The following is a 23,680-nucleotide window of genomic DNA, read 5'->3' as shown; positions in this document are numbered from 1 at the left end:
AAAAGCCGATGATGAATTTTGCACATACTGATTGGTGATGATCCTCCACGGGTCTGAGGCTATTCAGTCTTCTCCAAAAGAGCATAGAAGAAGCCTATCGTGTTGTGTTTATGAGGAAAAGCCCTAATAGTCACTTTAAGGAATCCCTCGGAGTAATAACCTTCAAGCGGAACGAGCTTAACATCATCTCTCTCCTTCAGAACTCTTTCAACGACGTCCTCGTTTTCCTCTCTAAAAATAGAGCACGTACAGTAAAGTATTCTACCTTTCGGCTTTAACAAATCGATTCCCGTGTTTAGGAGCTCGTATTGAAGCTGAGCGATCTCCTCAATCTTTTCTTCCCTGATTCTCCATCTGAGCTCGGGATTCTTCATTAAAGTTCCATCGGATGTGCATGGCGCATCAAGCATAACTTTATCGGCTATACTTTCTCCCAAAACATCAACAGCTTTTCTCGCATCCATCTTGTATATTTTTACAATTTTAACTCCGCAACGCTTTATCAACTCCTCCATTCTCTTAAGCCTAAGCTCGTCTACATCAAAGGCATGAATAACTCCCCTATTTCTCATAAGCTCAGCCATGTGGATAGTCTTACCTCCTGGTGCAGCGCAGAGATCGACAACAGTTTCATTCGGCTTTGGATCTAGTAGAATTGAGGCTAAAGCCGAAGCTTCCTCCTGAACTACGAACTTTCCCTTCCTGTAGAGCTTGGACTTGTCAAAGTCGTAGGGACCTTCGAACTTTAAGACTGTAGGAACAACGCTGCTCACAATTACCTCCTTCCCCTGCCTTCTCAAATGATCTATTACCTCTTTAACTGTGGCTTTGAGAGTGTTTACCCTTATGCTAATCATAGGCTCTCTGTTAAAGGCTTTGAAAAGCTCCTCAGCCTCCTCACCCAAAAGCTCCTTCATCTTTCTGATATACCAAGCTGGTAAAAGGTATTCAAACTCCAACCTTTCGATTTCATCTTTCGGTTCGAGCTTGTAGCTGGCAATCCTTTCGAAAGTCTCGAAATAGTACATCCCAACGTATGGATGGGTTACGTTAGAAAGGAAATCAGCTACAACCTTCTTAACCCTCTCCTTGTCGAGATGCTTTGTATACTTCTTTTCGAAAACCAAAAACTCGATTGTAACTCTCAAAGCCGATCTCAACCAAGGGTCGAGGATGTTGGGGTGAACGCCCACAACGTCTCTGATGATCTTGTCGATTACACCAAGTCTTTTCATTATTTTATAATAAACTGCTGTCAAAATTCTGTCGATGTGGGTACCTAGTATGTTATACTTCTCAAAAACCATCCTCTTAGCGTATTGGCTCGGCTTGATCTCATCCGCTTTCCTCAAAACTTCCGTGAGTATTACGAAGTCTCTCTCTTTAATCCGATACACGTGGAGTGTTTTGAAGAAAAGCTATAAAAAAGTTAAAGACTCTGAATGTTCTCAATCACAGCTTCAGCAAACTCCCTCGTTCCAACCAACTTTCCCCCAATTTGCCTGTGGATATCGTAAGTCACGATCCCTTGCTGAATTGTCATCTCTACAGCTTTCTTTATTATTTCACTACCTTCCCTCCACCCTAAGAACTCGAACATCAAAGCACCTGTTAGGATCATAGCAGTGGGATTCGCTTTGTTCTGACCAGCGTACTTAGGTGCACTTCCATGAACTGGCTCGAAAACGCCAATCCCGTCGCCTATGTTGCTACCGGGAGCAATTCCCAATCCACCTACCAATCCTGCAGCCATATCGCTTAGATAGTCACCGTTTAGATTCATCGTGGCGATTACATCGTACTCAGCAGTTCTAGTGAGCAGTTGCTGAAACATGTTATCCGCAATCCTATCCTTTATCACGATCTTGCCTTTTGGAACTTCACCGTTGTAGTTGTTCCAAAGCTCTTCCTCAGTTATCACGTAATCCCTAAACTCCTCCAAAGCAACTTCGTAACCCCACTCCCTGAAAGCTCCCTCCGTGTACTTCATTATGTTACCCTTATGCACGAGTGTAACGCTCTTCCTTCCGTTTTCTATTGCATACTTTATAGCCATCCTGACCAACCTTTTGGTTGCGAACTCGCTTATCGGCTTTAAACCTATTCCAGAATCTCTTCTAACCTTTATTCCGAACTCTTTCTCAAGGAAGTTTATAACTTTCAAAGCCTCTTCACTTCCAGCCTTCCACTCTATTCCAGCGTAGACGTCTTCAGTCGTCTCTCTAAATATTACGATGTTTACCTGTTCAGGATTCTTTAAGGGGCTCGGAACACCCTTAAGATAGTAGACGGGTCTCACACAAGCGTAGAGATCCAGTATTTGCCTTATTGCAACATTCAAACTCCTGTAACCTCCTCCAACAGGTGTCGTGAGTGGGCCCTTTAAAGCAACCCTGTACTCTTTTATCGCATCCAACGTTTCCTTAGGAAGATACTCGCCGCAGAGCTTGTAAGCCTTCTCCCCTGCATATATCTCAAACCAAACTATCTCCTTACCTATCTTCTCCGCAGCTGCATTCAAAACCTTTATAGCCGCTGGTGTCACATCAACTCCAATCCCGTCGCCCTCTATGAAAGGTATTATCGGATTATCTGGGACAATGAGTTTCCCATCTTTGTACTCTATCTTCTCTCCTTCCTCTGGCGGTTTAAGTTGCATGGCAGAAGTGCTAAAACAGGTATAAAAAAATCACCTTTTCTTAGTTAAGCTGATTGGAACTTTTCCCCAGTTGTTAAAAAGCAGTTATTCTGGCGTAGATAAAATATTGGAAATCATATACTCACAAAATCGGAGAAAACGTCCTCGTAGAATCTCTTTATCATCTTTTTGTCCATCTGTAGATCCTTGTGTTCCAGAATAGTCCTTTCAAGTCTTCTCAATCCTGCATGCAAAGCGTACTCGGCACCCCATCCCTCACCCGTTGCAAAGAAGACTCCCTTGTCGCTCGCAAGTTTTAGCCTTACGTAGATAAGTGGCAAGCCTCTGTAGAACTCCTTATGTCTCTTCATATAAACGAATAGAATTGCTTCTCCGAAGTATTCTTTGAATCTGTCGAGGAAGTTTTCCAAGTCTTTGTTTATCCTGTCCATCTCGAACTCGTCAAGTTCAACGTCTTTCAAAACGACCTGATAAGTGTACTTGACTGGGGTTACCTGCTTGAGATAATACTCTAGTATGTCCTTCTTTATAACTATTCCCTCTGGGAATCCATCCTTGGTTATTACAACGCTCGAAATGTTGTTCTCTATCATCTTGTCTATAATTTCGGATATCGAATCGTTCTTCTCAGCGGTAATTACGGGATAACTCATGATACTCTCAACTTTTATAGATAGACTTTTTTCTTTCTCACCGCTGAAGTCACCTGTTCTGGCTTTCTTTCTTGGAGCAAATATTCTATCGATTATATCCTTACCTGTAATAATTCCCACCACCTTGTAATTCTCATCTATAATGACTACTCTGTCAACACCGTTAGTTCTCATAGTTGCAAGGGCTTTGGCAACCGTTGCATCCCTTAAAACTGTTATTACCTCAGGATTCATGACATCCTTTGCCCTAACATCGCTCAGTTCGGACTTTAGCAAATTTAAGAAGTCATCGATGTTTATCACTCCGTACCTGCCGTTCAATCTTACAACCACAAATGGAGTAGAATCTTCTACGAACCTCCTTGCAACCTTCTCAGGGGTAAGATCATCCAAGCTTAAAATCCCTGTTGGTATTACAAAGTGTTTTATCTTGGTCTCGTGCGGGTTTACCATAACACAGCCTCTTAGCAAGTCCCTCTCCCTGATAACGCCGATTACCTCCCCGTTCTCCTCAACGAGTATGGCACTCTTGCTTTCCCACTTTTCGAGCATTGGGACTACTTTTGAGATTGTTTCGTTTGCATCTATGACTTCATAATCTTCCCTAATCAAACTCTTGAGCTTTTCAACATCCATACCCATCACCTCAACTCAAGTTCGAGGATTGCTATTTATACGTTCCTCCGAACAACCTAAACGTTTATATAATGGTTGTGTAGAAAAAATTAATATAATTAGAGGAGGTGATGCGTGTGGAGTTGCCACTTGCACCCGTCGAAAGAATTTTGAGAAGGGCTGGTGCTCAGAGGGTTAGTGAAGCTGCAAAGACAGAGTTGGCCAAGGCTATAGAGGAGATGGCAATCAAAATTGCCAAGAGAGCTTCGGAGTTGGCAAAGAATGCTGGAAGAAAGACTGTTAGAGAGGAAGACATAAAGATGGCTGCTCAAGAGATCTTGAAGGTTTAACTATTTTATTCCTTCTTTAAATTTTTGACGATCAAATTTCTATTCGAAAGCTTTTAATAACTATCAGCCTAATAAATGCCAAGCCGAGGTAGCCTAGCTGGTCGGGGCGACGGACTCATAATCCGTAGGTCCCGGGTTCAAATCCCGGCCTCGGCACTTCTACTCCTCGTCCATACCCTTGCGATCACTCTCAGGTTGCTGCTTCAAAATACATGAACACTCATTTTCCTTGATTATATCAACGTATATCGTTTCTCATATCACGGTTCACGATTATGCAAACTATAACCCCTGATAGATAAATGATAAACTTTTTACTAATGTCTGTGCTATGATGATTTATGTCTAACCCATATGAAGGATGTACTTATCAAGAAGTTATGGAGGAAGTAGCAAGATTGCTTATGAATGATGGATACACTATAAAAAAACGAATTAAAATTGATACAGCACAGAATTTCAAAATTAGTGTTGCTAATGCATTTTTGGGAAAATGTAGTCCATGGGTAAACGTATACAATCCTGATTCGGGAACGATGTTCGATATCGTTGGATTATTCCATGCCGATTGTGATGAGTTACCGTTAGAAGCTCTTTTACTGAATAAAAATAAAGACGAATACGAGATAGCTCTAAGGACTATGATCGTAGTAATTGATAAATCAATTGAGAAAGCTTTAGAAAAAATAGAAACCATAGATAAAAACATTCCATGGAGTTTCTTTCCTGGAAGGAAGGTTATAATCTGGTTAGAAGGAGGAAGAGTAGGTAAGTTAGGTGAAATTTCCATATTAATACCTGAAAAATATAAACTTAAAGATGATTAAAGATAAGTGCTATGTTTTTGGACTGTACGATGTGATAGAAGAGCACATAAGGGAGATTTTATGGATGACGTATTTAAGACGTTCAAGGAGATTACCAAGAATGATCTAAGTGGGTGGCAAGTTGAAGAGTACTTGGAATTAAAGAAGACATCCAAAGAAGATTTGTCTTTTTCTCTAGATCATGTCAAAGAACAACAGCGATAACAATAGAGTTCAAGTTAGTTCTAGTTGGACCAGTCAAAAGCAGTGCCCTAGCTTTTTTCAAAGCTTCGTAGGAGTTATGCTTTTTCAAATACTCGTCCACATCGACTCCCTCCTTCTCAAGCAATTCAACCGTATAAGAATCAACCAAACCTCCAGCGGAATCTGTAGGTCCATCGGTTCCGTCCGTATCCATAGCCAAAACAGCAACTCCTCTCAAACCTGCAATCTTCCTCGCAACGCTTAAAGCAAACTCCTGATTTGGACCACCTAAGCCTGACTCACCCTCAATTGTAACCGTCGTTTCCCCACCAGCTATGAGTACGCAGGGCTTTTTGAACGGTCTGTTAAAGCTGTAAATCTCCTGAATTATTGATCCAAAAGCTGTTGCAACCTCTCTCGCCTCTCCTTCGAGTGTTGTTGTCAGGATGTGTGCATCGTATCCCATCTTAGAGCACCTCTCTGCAACACCCTCACAGAGTATCCTGTTACTAGCTATGAGGAAGTTGTGCACGTTTGGCAAGTCCTCTTTCAAAGTTTCCTCCACTTTCCCCTCCAGCCCTAGCTCTATGTGCCTTCTAACACTTTCAGGGATTCTGTCCCACAAGTCGTAGAGCTTCAAAATCCTGTAAGCATCTCTAAAGGTTGTCGGATCTTTTACGGTCGGTCCCGAAGCTATGACCTCCAAGTTGTCACCCACAACATCAGATATTATCAAACCTATGAGTGTTCCCTTAACCAATTTGGCAAGCTTACCCCCTTTAACCTTAGATATGTGCTTTCTAACGGTATTTATCTCGTGTATCTTCGCGCCACTCTTTAGGAGGAGCTCGTTCGTTTTTATTTTATCTTCCAAGCTAATTCCGTCCTCTGACAGTATGAACAAAGCACTACCACCGCCCGATATTAAAACTATCAGAGTATCGTCCTTATCAACCTTTTTGGCAAGCTCAACACCCTTTAAAGCACCCTTTAATGAATTCTCATCAGGTATCGGATGTCCCGCTTCTACAACTTCGATCTTTCTAAGGGGGAGAGAATAACCGTATTTTGTTATAACCAAGCCCTCTTCAATCTTATCAATCATCAAATCCTCCAAAGCTTTTGCCATCGGGCATGAGGCCTTCCCAAATCCCAGCACATACACCTTACCTCTAATGGGAAAGGACTTATCTTCAACTTTCAGAGTATCCCCTTCAAGCCTAACAGAATTTATAACTACTTTGTATGGATTGGATAGATCCAAAACAGCTTCTAAGAGCTTTAGAGCAACCTTCTTAGCATCTACGTCACCGTGAAGAAGCTCGTCAGCATTCATAATTCAAAATAGCTTCAATCACTTAAAAAACCTCGTAAGTTTGACGTTGCTGAACTCAAAACTTTGATAGTCGTAACCGATAGGATATTTCTTCACAGCAATGTCATGAGGTGGGAAGAAGTGTCCTACATGTGTTAAGACAGTTTTTCTCGCCCTGATCTTCTTAGCCAAGCTTAAAGCCTCCTCAGCATTCATATGCTTTTTAAATCTACCTCTAGGTGCTAAAGCTTCAACGATGAAGAGGTCTGGCTCCTCCATTTCTTCCAAGCTTCTCTTAGGTATGTCGGCATTGGTATCTCCACTGACCACTATTTTGTAACCGTTCCACTCAATCTTAACACCAATCGCATCGACCGGCGGATGATTTACCTCGAACAGCGTTATCTTGAGTCCTATAAGCTCGAAAGGTTCGTAGCACTCGACTTCGATTGGCTTGTACTCCATAAAACTCATGAATTTCCCAATGTCGTCGTGAATCTTTGGAGTTGTATAAACCTTTACATCGCTCTGAACTCGATAGAAGTTACCAAATCCGCCGAAGTGATCGAAATGACAGTGAGTCCATATCACAGCATCGACTCTATCAACATTCGTATCCAAGAGTTGTCTTCTCATATCTGGTGATGTATCGATGAGCAGAATTTTTCCTTCGTTTTGAATCATAACTGAGAATCTCTTCCTCTCCCATCCTTTTTTCCTTGCATCTTCACAAGTTTTGCAATGGCAACCTATGATTGGAATTCCGGTTGAATCGCCTGTTCCCAACAGTGTAACTCTCATAACAAATTGAAACCGTTTAGCGATTTTAAGCTTTGTCCGTGCTGGTTTTATTTAAAGTTCGATAAGTTTAAAGTCTCAAAAAAGCTCTTCGCCTATGGAGGTTGTAATTTTAGCAGACAACAAGGTTGTAGATTTGAGGCCACAGGGCTTAAAGGCTGAGTGGGGTTTTTCCGCTCTGATAAAGGCTAAGGAGAACATTTTGTTTGATACCGGACAGACGGGAGTTGCGTTCGAAAACATGCTTATTCTTAAGGAGGACAAGCCCGCGAAGGTTATTTTGAGCCACGGACACTACGATCATACTGGTGGACTTATACAGTTTTTGAAAGCGTTCAATTTGATAATTTATGCACATCCAGATGCTTTCCTACCTAGGTTTTACAAGGGAGACTACATTGGGATACCGTTTAAGAGGGAGCAGATCTCCGCCTATTCGAAAATAATAGAGCATAGAGAACCTGTCGAAGTTGCGAAGAACATTTGGGCTTTGGGAGAAATTCCAAGAAAGCATAAGCCAGCTTTACTTTCCAACTCTTACATCGTTAGAAATGGAGAGAAAGAGTTCGATGAGATAATGGATGATCAGAGCGTAGCTATCAAAACTGAGAATGGAATAGCGTTAATTCTGGGCTGCTGTCATGCTGGATTAAGAAATACTGTGGAATACGCGGAGGAAGTTGTAGGTGATGAAGTTAAATATATCGTCGGCGGTACACACTTGATAGCTTTGAAAAGAAACGAACTCCTAGATACTATCAGCTGGCTTGATAAGAAAGTTGAACTTATTGCTCCCTGCCACTGCACGGGTTTGGAAAACGAGTTCTTGATAAAATCTAAGCTTGGAGATAAGTGCAAGATCGTTGGAGTCGGAAGCGTAGTAAAGTTTTTTAACAAGTCTAAAAACTGAAAGCCTATGATCACGATAAACATCGGTAAGAGGGGTATAACAGAAGGGGTTATAAACGAGATAAATCAGGCTCTCGAAAAGCACGGGATGGTTAAGGTTAGAATGCTCAGAAACTTCAGGACGATCACGATGAAGGGTATGGATAGGAGAGAACTTGCGAAAGAAATTGCAAAACATGTTAACGGTAAGCTGGTCGATCTGAGAGGGTTTGTATTGACATTTAAGAGGTGATGGTATGGCTACGGTGTATGACGTCCCAGCAGATATGCTCATTCACAGGGTTGCAGAGAGACTGAAAGAGATGCCAGAATTTACTCCACCGGAGTGGGCGAAGTTCGTCAAAACTGGTGTTCATAAGGAAAGAGCGCCAGAGCAGGAGGATTGGTGGTGGATTAGAGTTGCTTCGATCTTCAGGAAAGTTTACATCGACGGCCCAGTCGGAATCGAAAGGTTGAGAACTGCCTACGGCGGAAGGAAGAACAGGGGAGTCAAGCCAGAGAAATTTAGAAAGGGTAGCGGTTCGATAATAAGGAAGGCTCTTCAGCAGCTTGAAAAGGCTGGATTCGTTACAAAGACAAAGGAGGGTAGAGTAGTAACACCAAAGGGCAGATCGTTCCTAGACAAGATAGCTGCTGAAATGAAGAAAGAGCTCGTTCAAGAAATACCTGAACTAGCTAAATACTGAGGTGATTCTTATGGATGAAAGAGAGCTTGAAGAAATTAGAAGACGCAAGATGATGGAATTGCAGAAGATGAGAGAGGAGGAGATCCAAAAAGAGCAGATGAAACAGCAGATTGAATTGCAAAAGAAGGCTATACTCAGGCAAATTCTTGAGCCAGAGGCGAGGGAAAGATTGGCGAGACTCAAACTTGCTCATCCGGATATAGCTGAAGCGGTTGAAAATCAGCTGATATTTTTGGCTCAAAGCGGTAGGATAAAGAATAGGATAAGTGACGATGTCCTTGTGGCAATATTGAGGCAGATTGCTTCGAGAAAGAGGGAGCCAAGAATAATAAGGAAGTGATGGTTATGGGGAAGAAGACTGTTGGCGTTAAGAGGAGATTGGCAAAATTCCTAAAAGCCAACAGAAGACCTCCACTTTGGGTTATAATCAAGACAAACAGGAGGTTTGTTAGGAGTCCGAAGCAGAGGCATTGGAGACATAAAAAGTTGAAGGTGTGAGGTATGGCGAAGGTGGAGGTTGAGAGGGTTTATTCGATAAGGTTGAAGCACAAGCTCAAGAGGTATCCAAGATGGCTCAGAGCTGTGAAGGCAATGAGATACATCAGGAGATTTCTTAGCAGGCACATGAAGGTGAGTGAAGAGAACATAAAGATTGATCCAAGCATAAACCTCAAGATTTGGGAGAGAGGAATTCAGAAGCCTCCAGCAAAGATAAGGATAAGGGCTGTAAAGTTCGATGACGGAATAGTTGAGGCAGAGCTTTATACTGGTGAGGTAAAAAGTGAAGTAAAAGAAGAGAAGAAAGAGGAAGTAGAAGGTCAGCATGCCTAAGCTTTTGGCTATCAAGGGAGTTCCACTGATTGGACTGTACATAAGAGCGACTGAAGACTTCGCAATACTCGGAGTAGATGACGAAAAGGCCAAGGAATACTTGAGAGAAGAGCTTGACGTTGATGTAGTGGTGACGACAATCATGGGATCAGAGCTTGTCGGTGCATTGGCATGTGCAAACTCCAATGGAGTACTCGTAAACTCACAGATTTCGAGCAAGGAACTCGAAATAATAAGAAAGGTAGCAGAGGTTAAGACAGTAGAATCCAATGTGACATGCTTGGGTAACGTTGTATGTGTGAACGATAAAGGTGCAATAATACATCCAGAGGTCGATAAGGCCATAGAAAACGCTGTGATTGACTTCTTGAACGTTGAAGCTGCAAGAGGGACAATAGGAGGAGTGAAAACCGTAGGAATGTCGGCAGTTGTAACGAACAGAGGTGGACTACTGAATCCCAATTCAAGCGAGTGGGAGATAGAGAGAGTTGAGAAGGTTATGAAAGTGGAAGTCGGAACAGGAACTGTCAACTTCGGAGTTGAGCTTGTAGGAACGGGTTTGGTTGCTAATTCGAAGGGGTACATAGCTGGAAAGGACACGACTGGATTTGAGTTGGGATTGATTGAGGAAGCCTTATTCCCGTAAGGAGGTGGTGGCATGAAGTTCGAGGTGGAGGGTGTTTTTAGGAATGGGATGGTCTGGCAGAAGTTCAGGAAGGTTGTAGAGGCACACAACGAGAAGTTTGCCTTGGAAAAGGTTTACTCGCTTCTGGGTAGCAACCACAAAGTGAAGAGAAACTTAATAAAGATAAAGTCCATTAAGGCTGTTTGAGGTGATATTTTTGGAGAAAGAGGTAGAGGAAAAGCTGTACATACTCCAACAACTTCAAAGCGAGGCTGAGGCGATCCAGAGGAGAATTATCGAGCTTGAGCTTGTAGATTCACAGCTCGAGAAGACCATAGAGAGCTTGGAATATTTCAATTCATTGGATGGAACCGTTGAAGCTTTGATGAACTTGGGTGGAGGTATATTCGCTTACGTTGATGTAAAAAACGCTAAGAAGATGCTTGTAGATGTCGGAGCTGGAGTTGTTGTTGAAAAGGAAGTTGGAGAAGCAATAGAGTTCCTGAAGAAGAAGAGAGAACTAATTCAGAAGAATGTTGCAAACTTAGAGCAGGTTCTCCAGCAGATAATCGAGAAAGTTAGGCAAATTCAGGTTGAATTGGCGAAGAAAGAGGAGGAGAAGAAGTAATGTTTAAATCGCTTAAAGAGAAACTTTCCGCTTTTAAGAAGAAGTTAGATGAAAAGTTTAAGAAAAAAGAGGAAGTAGTAGAAGCTGTTGAGACTCCCACTAAGGCTGAAGTTAAGAAAACTGAAGTTAAGGAAGCTAAATCTGAGGTTGTTAAAACCGTTGAGGGTAGAGTGGAATCCTCCAAAGATGAAAAGCCCAAGAAAGTCGGTTTAAAGGATAAGATCGTTGCTCTTGTTAAGGATAGGGAAGTTGTAATAGATGAAAAGAGCGTCGAAGAGATTTTGGAAGATTTGGAGATAATCCTTCTTGAGAGCGATGTCGCTTTGGAGGTTGTTGAGGAGATTTCGAGACAGCTAAAGGATAGATTGGTTGGTAGGAGAAGGAAGATTGGAGAGAAAATCTCCGATATTGTCATAAATGAGTTAAAGCTGATAATATTAGATATACTCGATAGAAACCGCTTCGATTTTGACGAATTCGTTGAGAGCAAGCTTAAGGAGAAGAGACCGCTTAACATTGTTTTCGTTGGAGTTAATGGGACTGGCAAGACCACCACGATAGCCAAGGTTGCCAAAAGGTTGATAGACTTTGGTTACTCCGTTGTTTTGGCAGCCGGTGATACGTTTAGGGCTGGAGCCATAGAGCAGTTGGAGGAACACGGTAAGCGTTTGGGTGTGAAAGTTATAAAGCACAAGCAGGGAGCAGATCCTTGTGCGGTTATCTACGATGCTCTAAAGCATGCTGAGAGCAAGGGAATAGATATCGTTTTGGCAGATACCGCTGGAAGAATGCACACCAAGAAAAACCTCATCGATCAGTTAGCCAAGATAAAGAGGGTAACTAAGCCAGATTTGGTAATCTTTGTCGATGAAAGCATAGCTGGAAACGACGCTGTTGAGAGGGCAAGGATGTTCAACGAGGCTGTGGGAATTGATGGAACAATCCTAACGAAGATTGATGCCGATCCAAAAGGTGGAACTGCTATATCAATAAGCTACGTAACAGGCAAGCCCATCCTATTCTTGGGTACTGGCCAAGGCTACGACGACCTTGTAAAGTTCGATTCGAGATGGTTGGTTGAGAGAATTTTCGGTGGAATTTGAGAGCAACGTTAACATAACTTACGAAAGTTCAGTAAAATATCGCAAAACAGAAAAATTAGAGTTGATCAGTTCTTTCGCTTGAAGTACTCAAGAATCTCTATTGGAATCGGCAATATTATCGTCGTGTTCTGCTCAGATGCAACCTCATTCAGTGTCTGAAGAATTCTAAGCATCATAGCTCCTCTACTTTGCTCTAAAACTTGCGCAGCTTCAAGCAACTTCTTTGAAGCTTGAAGTTCTCCATCAGCCCTAATTATCTTAGCTCTCCTCTCTCTTTCAGCCTCAGCTTGCATAGCCATGATTCTCCTCATTTCCTCAGGCAATTCTACATCTTTGATCTCTACAGCGGTAACCTTGATACCCCACGGGTTCGTAGCCTCATCGATTATCTGCTGTAGTTTCACGTTTATTTTCTCCCTTTCAGACAGAAGCTCGTCCAACTCAGTCTGACCTATCACACTCCTCAGAGTTGTTTGAGCTATTTGAGCGGTGGCGTATCTGTAATCAGCAACCTCCGTCACAGCCTTTTCAGGATCGACAACCCTGTAGTAGACAACCGCATTAACCCTAACGGTCACGTTGTCCTTTGTAACTACCTCCTGAGTAGGGACATCGTACGTCACGGTTCTCAAATCTACAACAACCATAGTCTCAATAATAGGGATCACGTAGAAAAGACCGGGCCCTCTTGCTCCAACCAATCTACCTAAACGGAATATAACACCTCTTTCATATTCCTTTACGATCCTTATTCCTGAAAGGAGGAATAGCAGTACTATTATTCCAAGACCTGCTCCAATCAAAGTGGCAATTTCCATAAATAGAATTGTTTGTCCATTATTTAAATCTGCCTACTAGCCTTTCAATTATAACGAATGTAAATAGCGATGAAATCAAACCCGAGACGACGGGATATATCCAATAAATTTTATAGAATTTGTAATACCAGATTCCACGGACTACAACAGCTACAAGCATTGAAGCTGCTGCGGATACACCCCTAACCTTCTTGGAGTAGAGGGCAAAGATTAAAGGAATTAGAAATGCCGAAGTTATAACCGAAAAGCTCAGCCCGACGATGTCGACTATGTAACTCGGTGGTTTTAATGCGAATAACACCGGTATGACGGCAAAAACAGCCACCATAAACCTCGTAAGCTTTAATGCCTTCGTATCATCTAAGTTAGTGAAATTTTGAACTATATCCCTAACGAAGGATGTTGAAGCTACGTGAACGAGAGAGTTTATGGTAGACATTGCGGCAGCTACGACGGCGGTGAGTACTAGTGCGTTTAACCCTATAGGTAGTATTTTCATAGCCATGAAAGGAACAACTAAGTCCGGATCTTTTAAAAACGGCGTGACGTCGGTGTACTTCGGAATTACCAACCATCCTAAAGGTCCTAAACTGAATACGCAGAGTGCGAAAATACCGATGATCGTAGGTGTCAATATCATACCGTGTGCTATAACCTTTCTGTCTCTTGCAGCCAAAAATCTCACCACGGAGCTGAGGACTCGCAAGCTGTGCAATGCTTATGGCAAAAGTTAAACTGAGAATGAAGGGTATAACCATACCAGCTTTCATTACGGGTGGTGGTGCAATCTCGCCGAACTCAAAAAGGACTTCACCGCTGTATCCACCAAATATTTCAATGCTCTTAAGCATGTCCAGAGCCTTAAAAGGCCCTCCAAGCTCGTATAAAACGCCCAAGAACAGTACAATACCGCCAAATAGGACGAGAATTCCTTGAATAAGGTCCGTGGTTACGACAGCCCTAAAACCACCGATGGATGTATATATCAAAACGACTAAAGCCGTCATTACTAAAGCAGCGGTATAATCCATACCCATCATGATCTGTAGGAGATTTCCTCCGCCCTTGTATATGGAAACCATATAGAACTCGAAGAAGACTACGATTATAACGGCCGATATTATTTGAGTAGCTCTACTAAATCTCATTTTGAAAAGCTCTGGGACGGTTAAAGCACCGTATTTATCAGTAAGCTCCTTCATAGGTAGTGCAACCACCATCCAAGCGAGTATAGCAAAAAGTATGTGGAAGAATATGAGAAATGCCGACCACTGAAAACCAGCTATAAATCCGAAACCCCCCTCCACCCAAAAATGCAGATGTTGAAAAGTATGTGGCAAAAAATGAGAAACTTACTAAAAACACACCAAGCTTTTTACCAGCCAAGTAGTAATCCAATATTCCGCGCGTTCTCCTGTATTCAAAGATGCCTATCAATATCATCGAAGTAAGGTAGATCGATACAATAGTCTCTACGATCATAACGATTTCACCCTCTTCAATCCAGCGATAACACCCGCTATCATCAGAATTATTGAGAGCACATACACCAACGCAACAATTATGGATTATAGGTACAATCACAGATATTTAAATTTTTCCCAAATAGTAGGTATAATCCCAAAATATGTCAAAAATCATACTTTGTAAAATTCGTGATTTCACCCACTAACCTACTCAAACGGAATATCTTTACAATCCTTATCCCGGAAAGAAGGAGTAACAGTACAATTAAGCCTAAACCTGCTCTCATTAGCGTGGCAATGTCCATACATAAAAAATCTGCCGTCTCATGAGTAATCGTATCTCGTTGAAGGTGTTATCTCTCCGACCAAATTCTCTTTAACGAGCTTCTTAGCCTCTTCAAGATCATAATTTCCAAGTAACCACATCACCTTAACCAGAGCTACTTCTGGAAGCATATCTTCACCTTCAATGACTCCCGCCCTGAGCAGGTATCTTCCAGTATCATAAACTCTGCAACAGACCCTACCCCAGAGACATTGAGAAGTCATTACAATTAAGCTGTCTTCAGCAATTCTCTTTATAGTATCCACCCAGTCAGTCGATACGTGTCCCAAACCAGTTCCCTCCAAAACGAATCCTCTGTAACCCCTCTCGTAGTAATATTCAAGTATGTCGGGACTTAAGCCTGGGAAGAATTTTATCAGAACACATTTCTCCTCAAGTTTATCTCTAAGCTCGAGCTCTCTCTCTCCCCTCTTGAACCTCTCACCGATCCACTCGATTTCCCCGCTCGGATAGTGAACTTTTCCCAAAGGTGTATAGTTGATAGTTCTAAATGCATCCCTTCTCGATGTGTGACACTTCCTGACCTTAACTCCTCTGTGTATCAGACAGTAATCATCACTAGTTGTTCCATGCATAACAACGACAACCTCTCCCAAATCCGATACAGCCGTTACGGCTGAACAGAACACATTCATCGAGGCATCGCTCGAAGGTCTATCGCTACTACGCTGTGCCCCCGTAAATACGATTGGAATTGGTGTTGAAAGCATGAAGGCCAAGGCAGAGGCTGAATAGTGCATTGTATCTGTGCCATGAGTTACTATTACGCCTTCGTACCCCTTCTTGATAGCTTTATACACTTCTCTCGCTAGCTCTATCCAATGCTTTGGTTTCATGTTCTCGCTGAGAATGTTGTACAGAAGCATCGCATCGACGTTGCAGACGTCTAAAAGCTCGGGGACATCTCCAACTATCTCCTCAGCTGTAAACTGGCTTGTAACAGCTCCAGTCCTGTAATCGACCTTACTCGCAATAGTTCCACCAGTTGAGATTATCATCACATTCGGCAACTCTTCCTTCTTTTCGATCTTCGGCTTGGGAAAACTTATTGGCTTTTCCTCTAGAATCTCCAAAACTTCGTAATCCTTGAAGCCAACGTTATAACCGTTATCGAGCTTGAGGACAAGACAATCCGTAAAAGAGGGCATTACAATTCCCTCAAAAATCCTGCCTTTAGCCTTGATCCTGACTCTCTTACCTTCAAGCGTCATGTCTTCGAATTGTTGTAAAGGCTTTTAAGAGTTTTTAGACTGAATATTTTTCCAACAAGGGAATATAGAGGTGTCATCAAGCTTTTCCAATAGTTAATAATCAGAATTGGATTCTTTCATCACGGATCAGTCGCGGGCTACATCATCACGTCTATACAACTTCAGTACGCAGTATTTAGTGTTTTCGATTGCTCTGTTGAGTGTGTTAACTTAGCTGAGTTTGTATCACTTCAGCAGTTGTTCCACTTCTCCGTAAAGTTTTTCGAGTTTTAGAACTATGGAGTCGATTATACTATTCAGCGTATCGTAATCCTTCTCAAGCATGGCCAGTCTGTCTTCTATCATCCTCAAAACTTCACTCTTGGAAGTGCCACCGATATTCTTCCTTCCTTCAACAACTTCTTCAACACTCACATCCAAATCAACTTTAACGTCATAGCTCATCTCTTTGGCAATATCCAAAACTTTACTCAAATCACCCTCAGCAACAGCCCTGCCAACGATCCTATGTGCATCTCTAAACGGAATTCCCGCCTTCGTAAGCCTATCTGCAATTTCACTTGCAACTGTAAAACTCTTTAGAACTTTTTCGCGCATAACATCCGTCTTAAACACGATTTTCTCAAACATTCCAGCCATTAGAATTGTGGATAAATCCGCTATCTCAAGCGATTTAAACAGTATTTCGTTCATCTCCTGAAAGTCTCTGTTGTATGTCAGAGGCATAGCCTTGTAAATGCTCATAACTCCAGTCAAATTACCGATCAATCTACCAGCCTTGGCTCTTATCAACTCCGCAACGTCCGGATTTTTCTTCTGTGGCATTATTGATGATGTAGATGCATATTCCTCAGGTAAATCGATGAAATCGAATTCGGAACACCATAAAACTATCTCCTCAGCCATCCTACTTAGAGTTAGCATCAGCTGAGTTGCTACGAAAACGGATTCTATCAGGAAATCCCTACTAGCCACAGCATCGCAGCTGTTCTCTACAACACCATCAAATCCCAGAAGCTCAGCTGTATAATTTCTATCGAGCTCGAAGGATGTCCCGGCGAATGCACAGGCACCTAGCGGGGACAAATTTACTCTTCTAAACGTCTCAATTACTCTGTCGAAATCTCTCTTGAGCATGTCGTGATATGCTAAGATATGATGAGAAAGTCTTGTGGGTTGCGCGTATTGCAAATGCGTAAAACCCGGCATTATCACATCTATACTTTCTTCAGCCCTCTTCAGCAAAACTCTTCTCAAATCTAAAATTGCACTAGCTATTGAAAGTAGCCTATCCCTCGCAAACATCCTCAAGCACGTTGCAACCTCATCGTTCCTACTTCTCGCGGTATGCATCTTCTTTCCAGCTTGCGTTAGCTTTGTAACCTCAGCTTCAATAGCCTCATGTACATCCTCGTATTCCTTAGGTATGGCCTCGTAGCCCTTGTCTCTGATCTCAAGAAGTGCCCTGATAATTGCTTTGGCATCATCTCTGCTTATATGACCGCATTTAAGCAAACCTAGGACGTGAGCTAAATCTACAAGTATGTCGTAGTAGAAGATGTATCTGTCTTGATCAATCGACGACGTGAATTCCAAAGCCAGCGGATCCATTTGTTTTTTAAACCTGCTTCTCAACATCTCCCTTCCTCCACACAACTTCTTTATCGTATCTTATTTCAACAACCCTATGAACAGGAATCATCAGACCAGATTTCAAATAGAGAAACTTGTATCCAGCCTTCTCAATTTCATCGCCTCTTATCTCAGAGAAGCCTTTCGGTCTGTCGATATAAACTACGGTTACCTTGCTGATATCGTAATTGGGATGCCACTTAAACTTGTCAAGAATTTCTTTAATTTTCAAATTTCCTCCTCCTTGGCAATTTCAACAATGTTCCCCTTGAGGTTCAGCTTTAGAGATCTCTTGGCAATAGCTCTAACGACTATTGGCTCAAGCTTTAAATCTCTGCTTATGTGCTGAACGCTCATCCTTCCAGCCTTTATCTCATCGATAACTTTCTTAACGACTTCTTCAAACTCGTCCTCCGGCATGAATATTACTTCCAAGACTTTGTTTAGTTCTATGAGTGAGACGTAGAAGCTAGCGTTAAGGTGTGTGTATGTAACATGATACTCCTTTTCTGGCTTTCCAGCTGGATCTTTTGGCATTCTCCATCTCACTTCGAGCATTCCGGCACTTTTCAATATTTTCAAAGCTTCCTCAACACCCTCTCCGAACATCTCCTTGAGTTCATTTAGAGTGTACCAGTCGTCCAATAGTGCACTGTAAACATTCTTGTATGTTGTCGTTGAGAACATGTAGAGTATAGGGACGAGATCCACGACATCGTTGACTAGCTTCACTCTTCTCATCGAATTAAGCGATATCTCTCGATATATACAACTTTCTTTTTAGCAACTCCAAGTCGTTGTAAATCAGATAAAGCAAAGCCTTCAAGTCAAGCCAGCTTAAATCTCTTCCGTTTTTCAAATCCTCCAAAACTTTCTCGTAGTCTTCTGGATAGCAAACCACTGGCACTCCAGCTTTGATACCAGCCCTAATCAGTGCAACCCCACCAACGTCCACCTTATCTTCGTAGAGATTTACGACAATGAGGCTGAAAAATCCGCCGTATATCCTTTTAAACACTTCTGGATGCAATGTCTTTAAATCTTCACTCTCGCTAAGGTGTGTAATTTCAGAAAGTCTCCTAACGGGAATCCCGCAATTCTCAAGGAATTTTGCCGTTCCTTCTGTAGCATATAAGGTGTACCCCAGATTGACCAAAGCTTTGGCAAATCTTTCGAGTTTGTCCTTTCTACTGACTGATATCAGTACATTCATGAATGTCGGTCGATCGTGTTATATATATGTTCGTTGACCATCGAATGTGGAATACGTTCATCATCCTCTCATAAGGGAGAACACGATTGAGAGGAGATCTTACCAGATCGCCATAACCGCAACGGCCTTAATGAGGAACACATTGGTAGTACTCCCTACGGGATTGGGTAAGACCGTCATTGCTCTCCTAGTCATAGCCTCACGTCTGCACAACAAGGGTGGCAAGGCTTTGGTTTTAGCACCTACGAAACCTTTGGTTGAACAGCATGCAAACTTCTTCAGAAAGACTCTAAAAATTCCAAGTAATGAGATAGTTGCTTTAAGCGGTGAGGTCCCCCCAGATAAGAGATATCAGCTCTGGAATAAGGCAAAAGTTGTAGTTTCGACACCACAAGTGATTGAGAATGATTTGATATCTGGCAGAATATCGCTCGAAGATGTCGTTCACGTTACCTTTGATGAGGCTCATAGGGCTGTTGGAAACTATTCTTACGTTTTCATAGCCAAAGCCTATATGGAACAGGCTAAAGATCCCCTTATCCTTGCAATAACGGCATCACCGGGTAGCGACATTGAGAGAATTGAAGAGGTGATAAAGAACCTTTACATAGAGGATGTTGAGGTTAGAACCGAGTTAGATGAGGACGTAAAGCCCTACATTCACGAGAGAGCCATAGAGTGGGTAAGAGTTGAGATGCCCAAAGAGCTTAAAGAGGTCAGAGACCTCCTGAACGAGTGTGTAGAACTGAGACTGATGAGACTTGAAGGGTTGGGTGTTAAGGCAAGGGGTTTAAGCAAGAAGGAACTATTAGCTCTGCAAGAAGCTCTACAAAGTGAGGCCTATGAAAGCGGGGATCAGAGGCTCTTTGAAGCTTTGTCAGTTTTGGCTGAAATCCTGAAGATACACCATGCAATAGAATTGATAGAAACTCAAGGCTTGGATGCCCTGAAACATTACTTGAGAAGGATAGTCGTTGAAGCTAAGTCGAGGGGAGGCAGCAGAGCTTCAAAAAGCATAATAGCCGATCCTAAGTTCAAAAAAGCTGTAGTTAAAGCTTTGAAGTGTGAAGTTGACCATCCGAAGCTTGAAAAGCTGAAAGAAATAGTTTCAAGCCAGTTAAAGGAAAAGCCCGAATCAAGGATAATTGTTTTCACGAACTTTAGGGATACGGCTGAAGTTATATCTAGGGAGCTACAAAGTATGGGAGTACCAGCCGTAAGATTTGTGGGACAAGCCAACAGAGAGAACGATAGGGGATTAAGGCAAAGGGAGCAGGTTGAGATTGTTGAGAGGTTCAGAGCTGGAGATATAAAGGTCCTAGTCGCCACATCCGTTGGAGAAGAGGGGTTGGATATTCCTGAAGTTGATCTCGTTGTATTTTACGAGGCTATACCTTCCGAGATCAGGTCGATTCAGAGAAAAGGAAGGACTGGAAGAAAGAAGGAGGGAAGAATAGTAGTTTTGGTGACGAAAGGGACAAGGGACGAGGCTTACTTCTACATAAGTTTGAGAAAGGAGAGAGCAATGTTCGAAAGATTGAGAGATCTTAAATTCATGCTTAAAAGAACTCAGAAGAGTTTAGAGGAATTTAAAGTTGGCAATCTCAAAGATGTAACCGTTTACGTCGATTCGAGGGAAATGAGGTCTGAGGTAGTTAAAAAGCTCTACGAGAAAGCGAATGTAAGGGTTGGGAACTTTAATGCTGATTATGTTGTTAGTGACAGGGTCGCAATAGAGAGAAAAACTGCGGACGACTTTGTGGACAGTATAATTGATAGAAGGCTGTTCGATCAGTTGATCGAGTTGAAGAAACATTATCTCAAACCTGTTCTCATAGTTGAAGGAGATGGAATTTACAGGCGCTTAAATCCGAATGCAATAAGAGGGGCTCTTGCCACGGTAATAGTCGATTTCGGTATTCCCGTGATATTCACAAAAAGTCCAGAAGAGACTGCTGAGTTCATAGTGAGTTTGGCAAGGAGAGAGCAGTTAGCAAAGGATAGAGAGGTCTCACCACACTACGGCAAGACTAAGATGACTCTCAAGGAGCAGATGGAATACGTCGTATCTTCGATTTCGGATATAGGACCGGTAATAGCGAGGAATCTGCTAGAACACTTTCAAACGATTGAGAATATAGCTAAGGCAAGCGTTGAAGATCTCATGAAAGTCCCGAAAGTCGGTAAAAAAACGGCTGAAAAGATCGTAAGAATTATGAAAACGCCTTACAGCGAAGCGGATAAGTTTGTTGAGTGACTAAATCAAGCCCCTCTTTCTAAGCTCATTTAGACACTTCCTCAACACCTTCCTAACGACACCTCTCTTCTTAATCCCACCCAACTTCATTGCAGTCTTCCTTATGCTCTGCGTTTTTATAAAAAGCTCAAGAATTCTTTTATCACCCTCGCTCAGACTTAGATTCTCCAAAGCTTTCTTAGCGACTTCAACAAGATCGGCATCACTGTAATACATCTCGTGCGGATCGATCTCATTCTTAAAGGGCTTGAAATCGAACCAGATCACGTAAACCTTTTTCGGACATCCATACAGTTTTTTTATCTCATTGATAAGCTCTTCTTTGCTGTTGAATCCGTCAGCTTTGGCAAGTTCGTCGTCAATTTCTTCCAAGCTTCTTTCCTCCACCTTTTTTATCTTCGCAGTGCCGATTATCTTGCCACCGCAGTGAACGAAGACTTCATCCCCTTCCTTAACGTAACACTGTAGTCTAATCGTTGCTCTCTTCCTCCCGCTTAACAGTAGTTCTTTGTACTTGTCTTTAAATTCGAGGTGCTTCATCTTATCTTTGAGCCAACTGGTACATCTTTCTCAGGCTGTAGAAGCACCGCTTTGCCATCTACATCAACAGCCAAGATCATTCCCCTGCTTTCAACACCCATAAGCTTTGCGGGCTTTATATTCACCAAAACGGGCACGAGCTTTCCTATTAAATCCTCAGGGCTGTAGGTCTCTGCAATTCCAGCGACTATCTGTCTAATCTCACCTCCAATATCAACCTCAAGCCTTAGCAGTTTTTTGCTACCCTTTATTCTTTCAGCCTTGATAATCTTACCAATCCTTATGTCCAGCTTTGTAAAGTCCTTTATATCTACGAGTTCTTCCTCCTTCTCTTTCTCACCGCTCTCAGCTCTTCTAATTCTCTCTATCATAATTCTTTCCATCTCCTCGATCTTCTTGTCTTCAACTTTCTCAAACGGAATCTTAGGTTTACTAAGTTCAACAACATCATCAACCTTTAAAGCGTCGTCAAGTCTTGCATTCTTCAGATCCAAGTTTATCACCTTAGCAACGTTTTCCATGCTCTTGGGCATCACTGGATATGCAAATATCAAAAGAGCTTTCACAAGCTGGATTGCGTTTGCCAAAACCCTTTCACATTCTTCCCTATTGGTCTTTATCAACTCCCAAGGCTTTTTGGACTGGAAGAACTCGTTTCCGAATGTGGCTAATTCCATAAATGCATCACAAATCTCCTTGAACTCCCAGACTTTCAGAGATTCAACGATTTTATCTTTAACATTCGAAATTTTTTCGAGTGTCTCTTTATCAACATTCATCCTAACCCTGCCAAAGTTCTTCCAAGCGAAGTGAAGAACTCTATAGATGAAGTTGCCGAAAGTTCCGATCAGCTCGTTGTTTACCTTGTCCTTGAAAACCCTCCAAGAGAAATTAAGATCCTTCTCATGAGATGTGTAGCTCACAATGTAGTATCTTAGATAGTCTGGATGAAATCCAGCCTTGAGATAGTCGTCTTCAACCCAGACAACGTATCCTCTGCTCTTGGAGAAAGTTTTGCCTTCCACCTTTACCATTCCACTTGCTACAACGGCTTTAGGCAATGAATAGTCTGCTCCTTTCAACATTGCAGGCCAGAATATGCAGTGATGATAGACTATGTCTAAGCCTATGAAGTGCGTTATGTCACTAATCTCACCATTCTTCCAAATATCCTCCCAGTTACAGCCTTTGAGCTTACAAGCCTGTTCTGTGAAAGATATGTAGCCTATAGGTGCATCAACCCAGACATAGACAACTAAATTTTCGCCAGGGAACTTAACACCCCATTCCAAGTTTCGAGTTATGCACCAATCCTTGAGCTCTCTCCTTACCCATTCCCTTGCATAGTTCAAAGCGTTGGAAGTTCCCTGAAGTTTATTCTCCAAGTAGTCCATTAGAAAGTCTTTGAAGGCTGTAAGCTTGAAGAAGTAGTGCTTCTGCTTCTTGAAAACTGCCGGACTCCCACAAATCTTACACTTCGGCTGTAAAATCTCTCCCGGCTCCAAATGTCTTCCACAACCTTGATCGCACTCATCTCCTCTCGCAACTGCACCGCAGTATGGACAAATTCCCTCCACATATCGATCAGGTAAAAATCTGTCGCACTTCGGACAGTATGCAAGCTCAATTTCCTTAGCGTAGATGTATCCCTTATCCATGAGTGTCTTTACTATTTCCTGAGTCCTGCGATGGTTGTATTCAGCGTCAGTCCTCCCGTAAAAATCGAATTCAACCTCAAGCTCTTTAAAGACTTTCTGAAAGTGTTCGTGATATCTATCCACAAGCTCTTTCGGAGATATTCCCTCCTTCTCAGCGTTTACGACTATCGGTGTTCCGTGGCAATCGCTACCGCAGATGAACAGGACTTTTTCTCCCAAAAGCCTGAGGTATCTGACGTAGACGTCAGCGGGAATGTAAGTTCTCAGATGACCTATGTGTGCCTTACCGTTCGCATAGGGTAAGCCACAGGTAACGAGCTTCATGCCTCAACAAAGCTTGAGCGATTATAAATGTTT

28 protein-coding genes, 1 tRNA gene and 2 pseudogenes are annotated in these 23,680 nt (G+C 42.3%); 16 read left to right on the top strand and 15 right to left on the bottom strand.

Annotated elements, in window-relative coordinates; all coding sequences use genetic code 11:
• Nucleotides 1–59: 59 nt before the first annotated feature.
• From ARCPR_RS01240 to ARCPR_RS01230, 3 genes are all read right to left on the bottom strand, one after another.
• Nucleotides 60–1,397 carry an RsmB/NOP family class I SAM-dependent RNA methyltransferase gene (locus ARCPR_RS01240; RefSeq protein ID WP_012939655.1) on the bottom strand — a complete coding sequence of 446 codons (1,338 nt, stop codon included), beginning with the start codon at nt 1,395–1,397 and terminating at the stop codon, nt 60–62.
• Nucleotides 1,398–1,429: 32 nt separating this feature from the next.
• A complete protein-coding gene (gene icd, locus ARCPR_RS01235) occupies nt 1,430–2,659 on the bottom strand; it encodes an isocitrate dehydrogenase (NADP(+)) (RefSeq protein WP_012939654.1) in 1,230 nt (409 codons plus the stop codon).
• A 113-nt stretch (nt 2,660–2,772) separates the two neighbouring features.
• Complete coding sequence (locus tag ARCPR_RS01230; protein WP_012939653.1) at nt 2,773–3,948, bottom strand: CBS domain-containing protein; 1,176 nt, start codon at nt 3,946–3,948, stop codon at nt 2,773–2,775.
• A 110-nt stretch (nt 3,949–4,058) separates the two neighbouring features.
• Here ARCPR_RS01230 and ARCPR_RS01225 point away from each other — a divergent pair, with 110 nt between their 5' ends.
• The 4 genes from ARCPR_RS01225 (at nt 4,059) to ARCPR_RS09675 (ending at nt 5,308) form a co-directional block, all read left to right on the top strand.
• The gene (locus ARCPR_RS01225) at nt 4,059–4,277 is read left to right on the top strand and encodes a histone family protein (RefSeq protein WP_048084303.1); all 219 of its coding nucleotides are present in this window, start codon (nt 4,059–4,061) and stop codon (nt 4,275–4,277) included.
• An 82-nt stretch (nt 4,278–4,359) separates the two neighbouring features.
• Nucleotides 4,360–4,433 (top strand) — tRNA-Met (locus ARCPR_RS01220).
• Nucleotides 4,434–4,657: 224 nt separating this feature from the next.
• Nucleotides 4,658–5,104 (top strand): hypothetical protein, encoded by a 447-nt coding sequence (locus ARCPR_RS01215; protein ID WP_012939651.1) that lies wholly within the window; start codon nt 4,658–4,660, stop codon nt 5,102–5,104.
• 60 nt (nt 5,105–5,164) lie between these two features.
• Complete coding sequence (locus ARCPR_RS09675) at nt 5,165–5,308, top strand: hypothetical protein (RefSeq protein ID WP_012939650.1); 144 nt, start codon at nt 5,165–5,167, stop codon at nt 5,306–5,308.
• On the opposite strand, the gene ARCPR_RS01205 is transcribed toward ARCPR_RS09675, so the two are convergent.
• Nucleotides 5,289–6,623, bottom strand: a complete 1,335-nt coding sequence (locus ARCPR_RS01205) for a glycerate kinase type-2 family protein (RefSeq protein WP_012939649.1) — start codon at nt 6,621–6,623, stop codon at nt 5,289–5,291. The genes ARCPR_RS09675 and ARCPR_RS01205 overlap by 20 nt on opposite strands.
• An 18-nt stretch (nt 6,624–6,641) precedes the next feature.
• Entirely contained in the window at nt 6,642–7,403 is a 762-nt protein-coding gene (locus tag ARCPR_RS01200) for an MBL fold metallo-hydrolase (protein WP_012939648.1), read from the bottom strand.
• 94 nt (nt 7,404–7,497) lie between these two features.
• On the opposite strand from ARCPR_RS01200, the gene ARCPR_RS01195 reads away from it, so the two are divergent.
• The 10 genes and pseudogenes from ARCPR_RS01195 to ftsY all read left to right on the top strand — a co-directional run bounded on the left by ARCPR_RS01195 (nt 7,498) and on the right by ftsY (nt 12,182).
• Entirely contained in the window at nt 7,498–8,310 is an 813-nt protein-coding gene (locus ARCPR_RS01195; RefSeq protein ID WP_012939647.1) for an MBL fold metallo-hydrolase, read from the top strand.
• A gap of 6 nt (nt 8,311–8,316) precedes the next feature.
• A complete protein-coding gene (locus tag ARCPR_RS01190; protein ID WP_012939646.1) occupies nt 8,317–8,541 on the top strand; it encodes a YhbY family RNA-binding protein in 225 nt (74 codons plus the stop codon).
• Between the two features lie 4 nt (nt 8,542–8,545).
• Nucleotides 8,546–8,995, top strand: coding sequence for a 30S ribosomal protein S19e (locus ARCPR_RS01185; RefSeq protein ID WP_012939645.1), 450 nt, complete (start codon nt 8,546–8,548; stop codon nt 8,993–8,995).
• Between the two features lie 10 nt (nt 8,996–9,005).
• Nucleotides 9,006–9,335, top strand: a complete 330-nt coding sequence (locus ARCPR_RS01180; RefSeq protein ID WP_012939644.1) for a DNA-binding protein — start codon at nt 9,006–9,008, stop codon at nt 9,333–9,335.
• A gap of 5 nt (nt 9,336–9,340) precedes the next feature.
• On the top strand, nt 9,341–9,493 hold the full coding sequence (locus tag ARCPR_RS01175) for a 50S ribosomal protein L39e (protein ID WP_012939643.1): 153 nt from the start codon (nt 9,341–9,343) through the stop codon (nt 9,491–9,493).
• Between the two features lie 3 nt (nt 9,494–9,496).
• A pseudogene (locus ARCPR_RS01170) lies at nt 9,497–9,757 on the top strand (50S ribosomal protein L31e); the annotation flags it as partial.
• Between the two features lie 61 nt (nt 9,758–9,818).
• Nucleotides 9,819–10,472 carry a translation initiation factor IF-6 gene (locus tag ARCPR_RS01165; protein WP_012939641.1) on the top strand — a complete coding sequence of 218 codons (654 nt, stop codon included), beginning with the start codon at nt 9,819–9,821 and terminating at the stop codon, nt 10,470–10,472.
• A gap of 12 nt (nt 10,473–10,484) precedes the next feature.
• A complete protein-coding gene (rpl18a, locus tag ARCPR_RS01160; RefSeq protein WP_012939640.1) occupies nt 10,485–10,658 on the top strand; it encodes a 50S ribosomal protein L18Ae in 174 nt (57 codons plus the stop codon).
• 1 nt (nt 10,659) lies between these two features.
• Nucleotides 10,660–11,079 carry a prefoldin subunit alpha gene (gene pfdA / locus ARCPR_RS01155; RefSeq protein WP_245526143.1) on the top strand — a complete coding sequence of 140 codons (420 nt, stop codon included), beginning with the start codon at nt 10,660–10,662 and terminating at the stop codon, nt 11,077–11,079.
• Complete coding sequence (gene ftsY / locus ARCPR_RS01150; protein WP_012939638.1) at nt 11,079–12,182, top strand: signal recognition particle-docking protein FtsY; 1,104 nt, start codon at nt 11,079–11,081, stop codon at nt 12,180–12,182. The genes pfdA and ftsY overlap by 1 nt, the downstream gene beginning before the upstream one ends.
• A 65-nt stretch (nt 12,183–12,247) precedes the next feature.
• Here the strand turns inward: ftsY and ARCPR_RS01145 are convergent, their stop codons facing one another.
• Together ARCPR_RS01145 and ARCPR_RS10070 are read right to left on the bottom strand one after the other, a co-directional pair.
• Entirely contained in the window at nt 12,248–13,000 is a 753-nt protein-coding gene (locus ARCPR_RS01145; protein ID WP_012939637.1) for a slipin family protein, read from the bottom strand.
• Between the two features lie 19 nt (nt 13,001–13,019).
• A complete protein-coding gene (locus tag ARCPR_RS10070) occupies nt 13,020–13,676 on the bottom strand; it encodes a sodium:solute symporter family transporter (RefSeq protein WP_280959704.1) in 657 nt (218 codons plus the stop codon).
• Between the two features lie 44 nt (nt 13,677–13,720).
• Here ARCPR_RS10070 and ARCPR_RS10065 point away from each other — a divergent pair, with 44 nt between their 5' ends.
• On the top strand, nt 13,721–13,936 hold the full coding sequence (locus ARCPR_RS10065; protein WP_280959713.1) for a hypothetical protein: 216 nt from the start codon (nt 13,721–13,723) through the stop codon (nt 13,934–13,936).
• On the opposite strand, the pseudogene ARCPR_RS10060 reads toward ARCPR_RS10065, so the two are convergent.
• The 6 genes and pseudogenes from ARCPR_RS10060 to ARCPR_RS01115 form a co-directional block, all read right to left on the bottom strand.
• Nucleotides 13,894–14,307 (bottom strand): annotated as a pseudogene (locus tag ARCPR_RS10060) (sodium:solute symporter family transporter); the annotation flags it as partial. The gene ARCPR_RS10065 and the pseudogene ARCPR_RS10060 overlap by 43 nt on opposite strands.
• A 483-nt stretch (nt 14,308–14,790) precedes the next feature.
• Nucleotides 14,791–16,023 (bottom strand): Glu-tRNA(Gln) amidotransferase subunit GatD, encoded by a 1,233-nt coding sequence (gatD, locus tag ARCPR_RS01135; protein WP_012939635.1) that lies wholly within the window; start codon nt 16,021–16,023, stop codon nt 14,791–14,793.
• A gap of 225 nt (nt 16,024–16,248) precedes the next feature.
• Nucleotides 16,249–17,634, bottom strand: coding sequence for an argininosuccinate lyase (argH, locus tag ARCPR_RS01130; protein ID WP_245526142.1), 1,386 nt, complete (start codon nt 17,632–17,634; stop codon nt 16,249–16,251).
• 7 nt (nt 17,635–17,641) lie between these two features.
• Entirely contained in the window at nt 17,642–17,887 is a 246-nt protein-coding gene (locus ARCPR_RS01125) for a DUF504 domain-containing protein (RefSeq protein ID WP_012939633.1), read from the bottom strand.
• Complete coding sequence (locus ARCPR_RS01120) at nt 17,884–18,396, bottom strand: ArsR family transcriptional regulator (RefSeq protein ID WP_012939632.1); 513 nt, start codon at nt 18,394–18,396, stop codon at nt 17,884–17,886. The genes ARCPR_RS01125 and ARCPR_RS01120 overlap by 4 nt, the downstream gene beginning before the upstream one ends.
• A gap of 4 nt (nt 18,397–18,400) precedes the next feature.
• The gene (locus ARCPR_RS01115; protein ID WP_012939631.1) at nt 18,401–18,868 is read right to left on the bottom strand and encodes an MGS domain-containing protein; all 468 of its coding nucleotides are present in this window, start codon (nt 18,866–18,868) and stop codon (nt 18,401–18,403) included.
• Between the two features lie 46 nt (nt 18,869–18,914).
• Here ARCPR_RS01115 and ARCPR_RS01110 point away from each other — a divergent pair, with 46 nt between their 5' ends.
• On the top strand, nt 18,915–21,125 hold the full coding sequence (locus ARCPR_RS01110; protein ID WP_012939630.1) for a DEAD/DEAH box helicase: 2,211 nt from the start codon (nt 18,915–18,917) through the stop codon (nt 21,123–21,125).
• On the opposite strand, the gene ARCPR_RS01105 is transcribed toward ARCPR_RS01110, so the two are convergent.
• Together ARCPR_RS01105 and metG are read right to left on the bottom strand one after the other, a co-directional pair.
• Entirely contained in the window at nt 21,126–21,665 is a 540-nt protein-coding gene (locus ARCPR_RS01105; protein ID WP_012939629.1) for an ASCH domain-containing protein, read from the bottom strand. It lies immediately after the preceding gene.
• Entirely contained in the window at nt 21,662–23,647 is a 1,986-nt protein-coding gene (gene metG / locus ARCPR_RS01100) for a methionine--tRNA ligase (protein WP_012939628.1), read from the bottom strand. Before metG ends, ARCPR_RS01105 begins: the two co-directional genes overlap by 4 nt.
• Between the last annotated feature and the right edge of the window lie 33 nt (nt 23,648–23,680).

Origin of the sequence: Archaeoglobus profundus DSM 5631 (assembly GCF_000025285.1) — an archaeon.
GTDB lineage: Archaea > Halobacteriota > Archaeoglobi > Archaeoglobales > Archaeoglobaceae > Archaeoglobus_B > Archaeoglobus_B profundus.
Note: the sequence above shows the minus strand (reverse complement) of the source record. Positions and strands in the feature narration are given on the sequence as shown.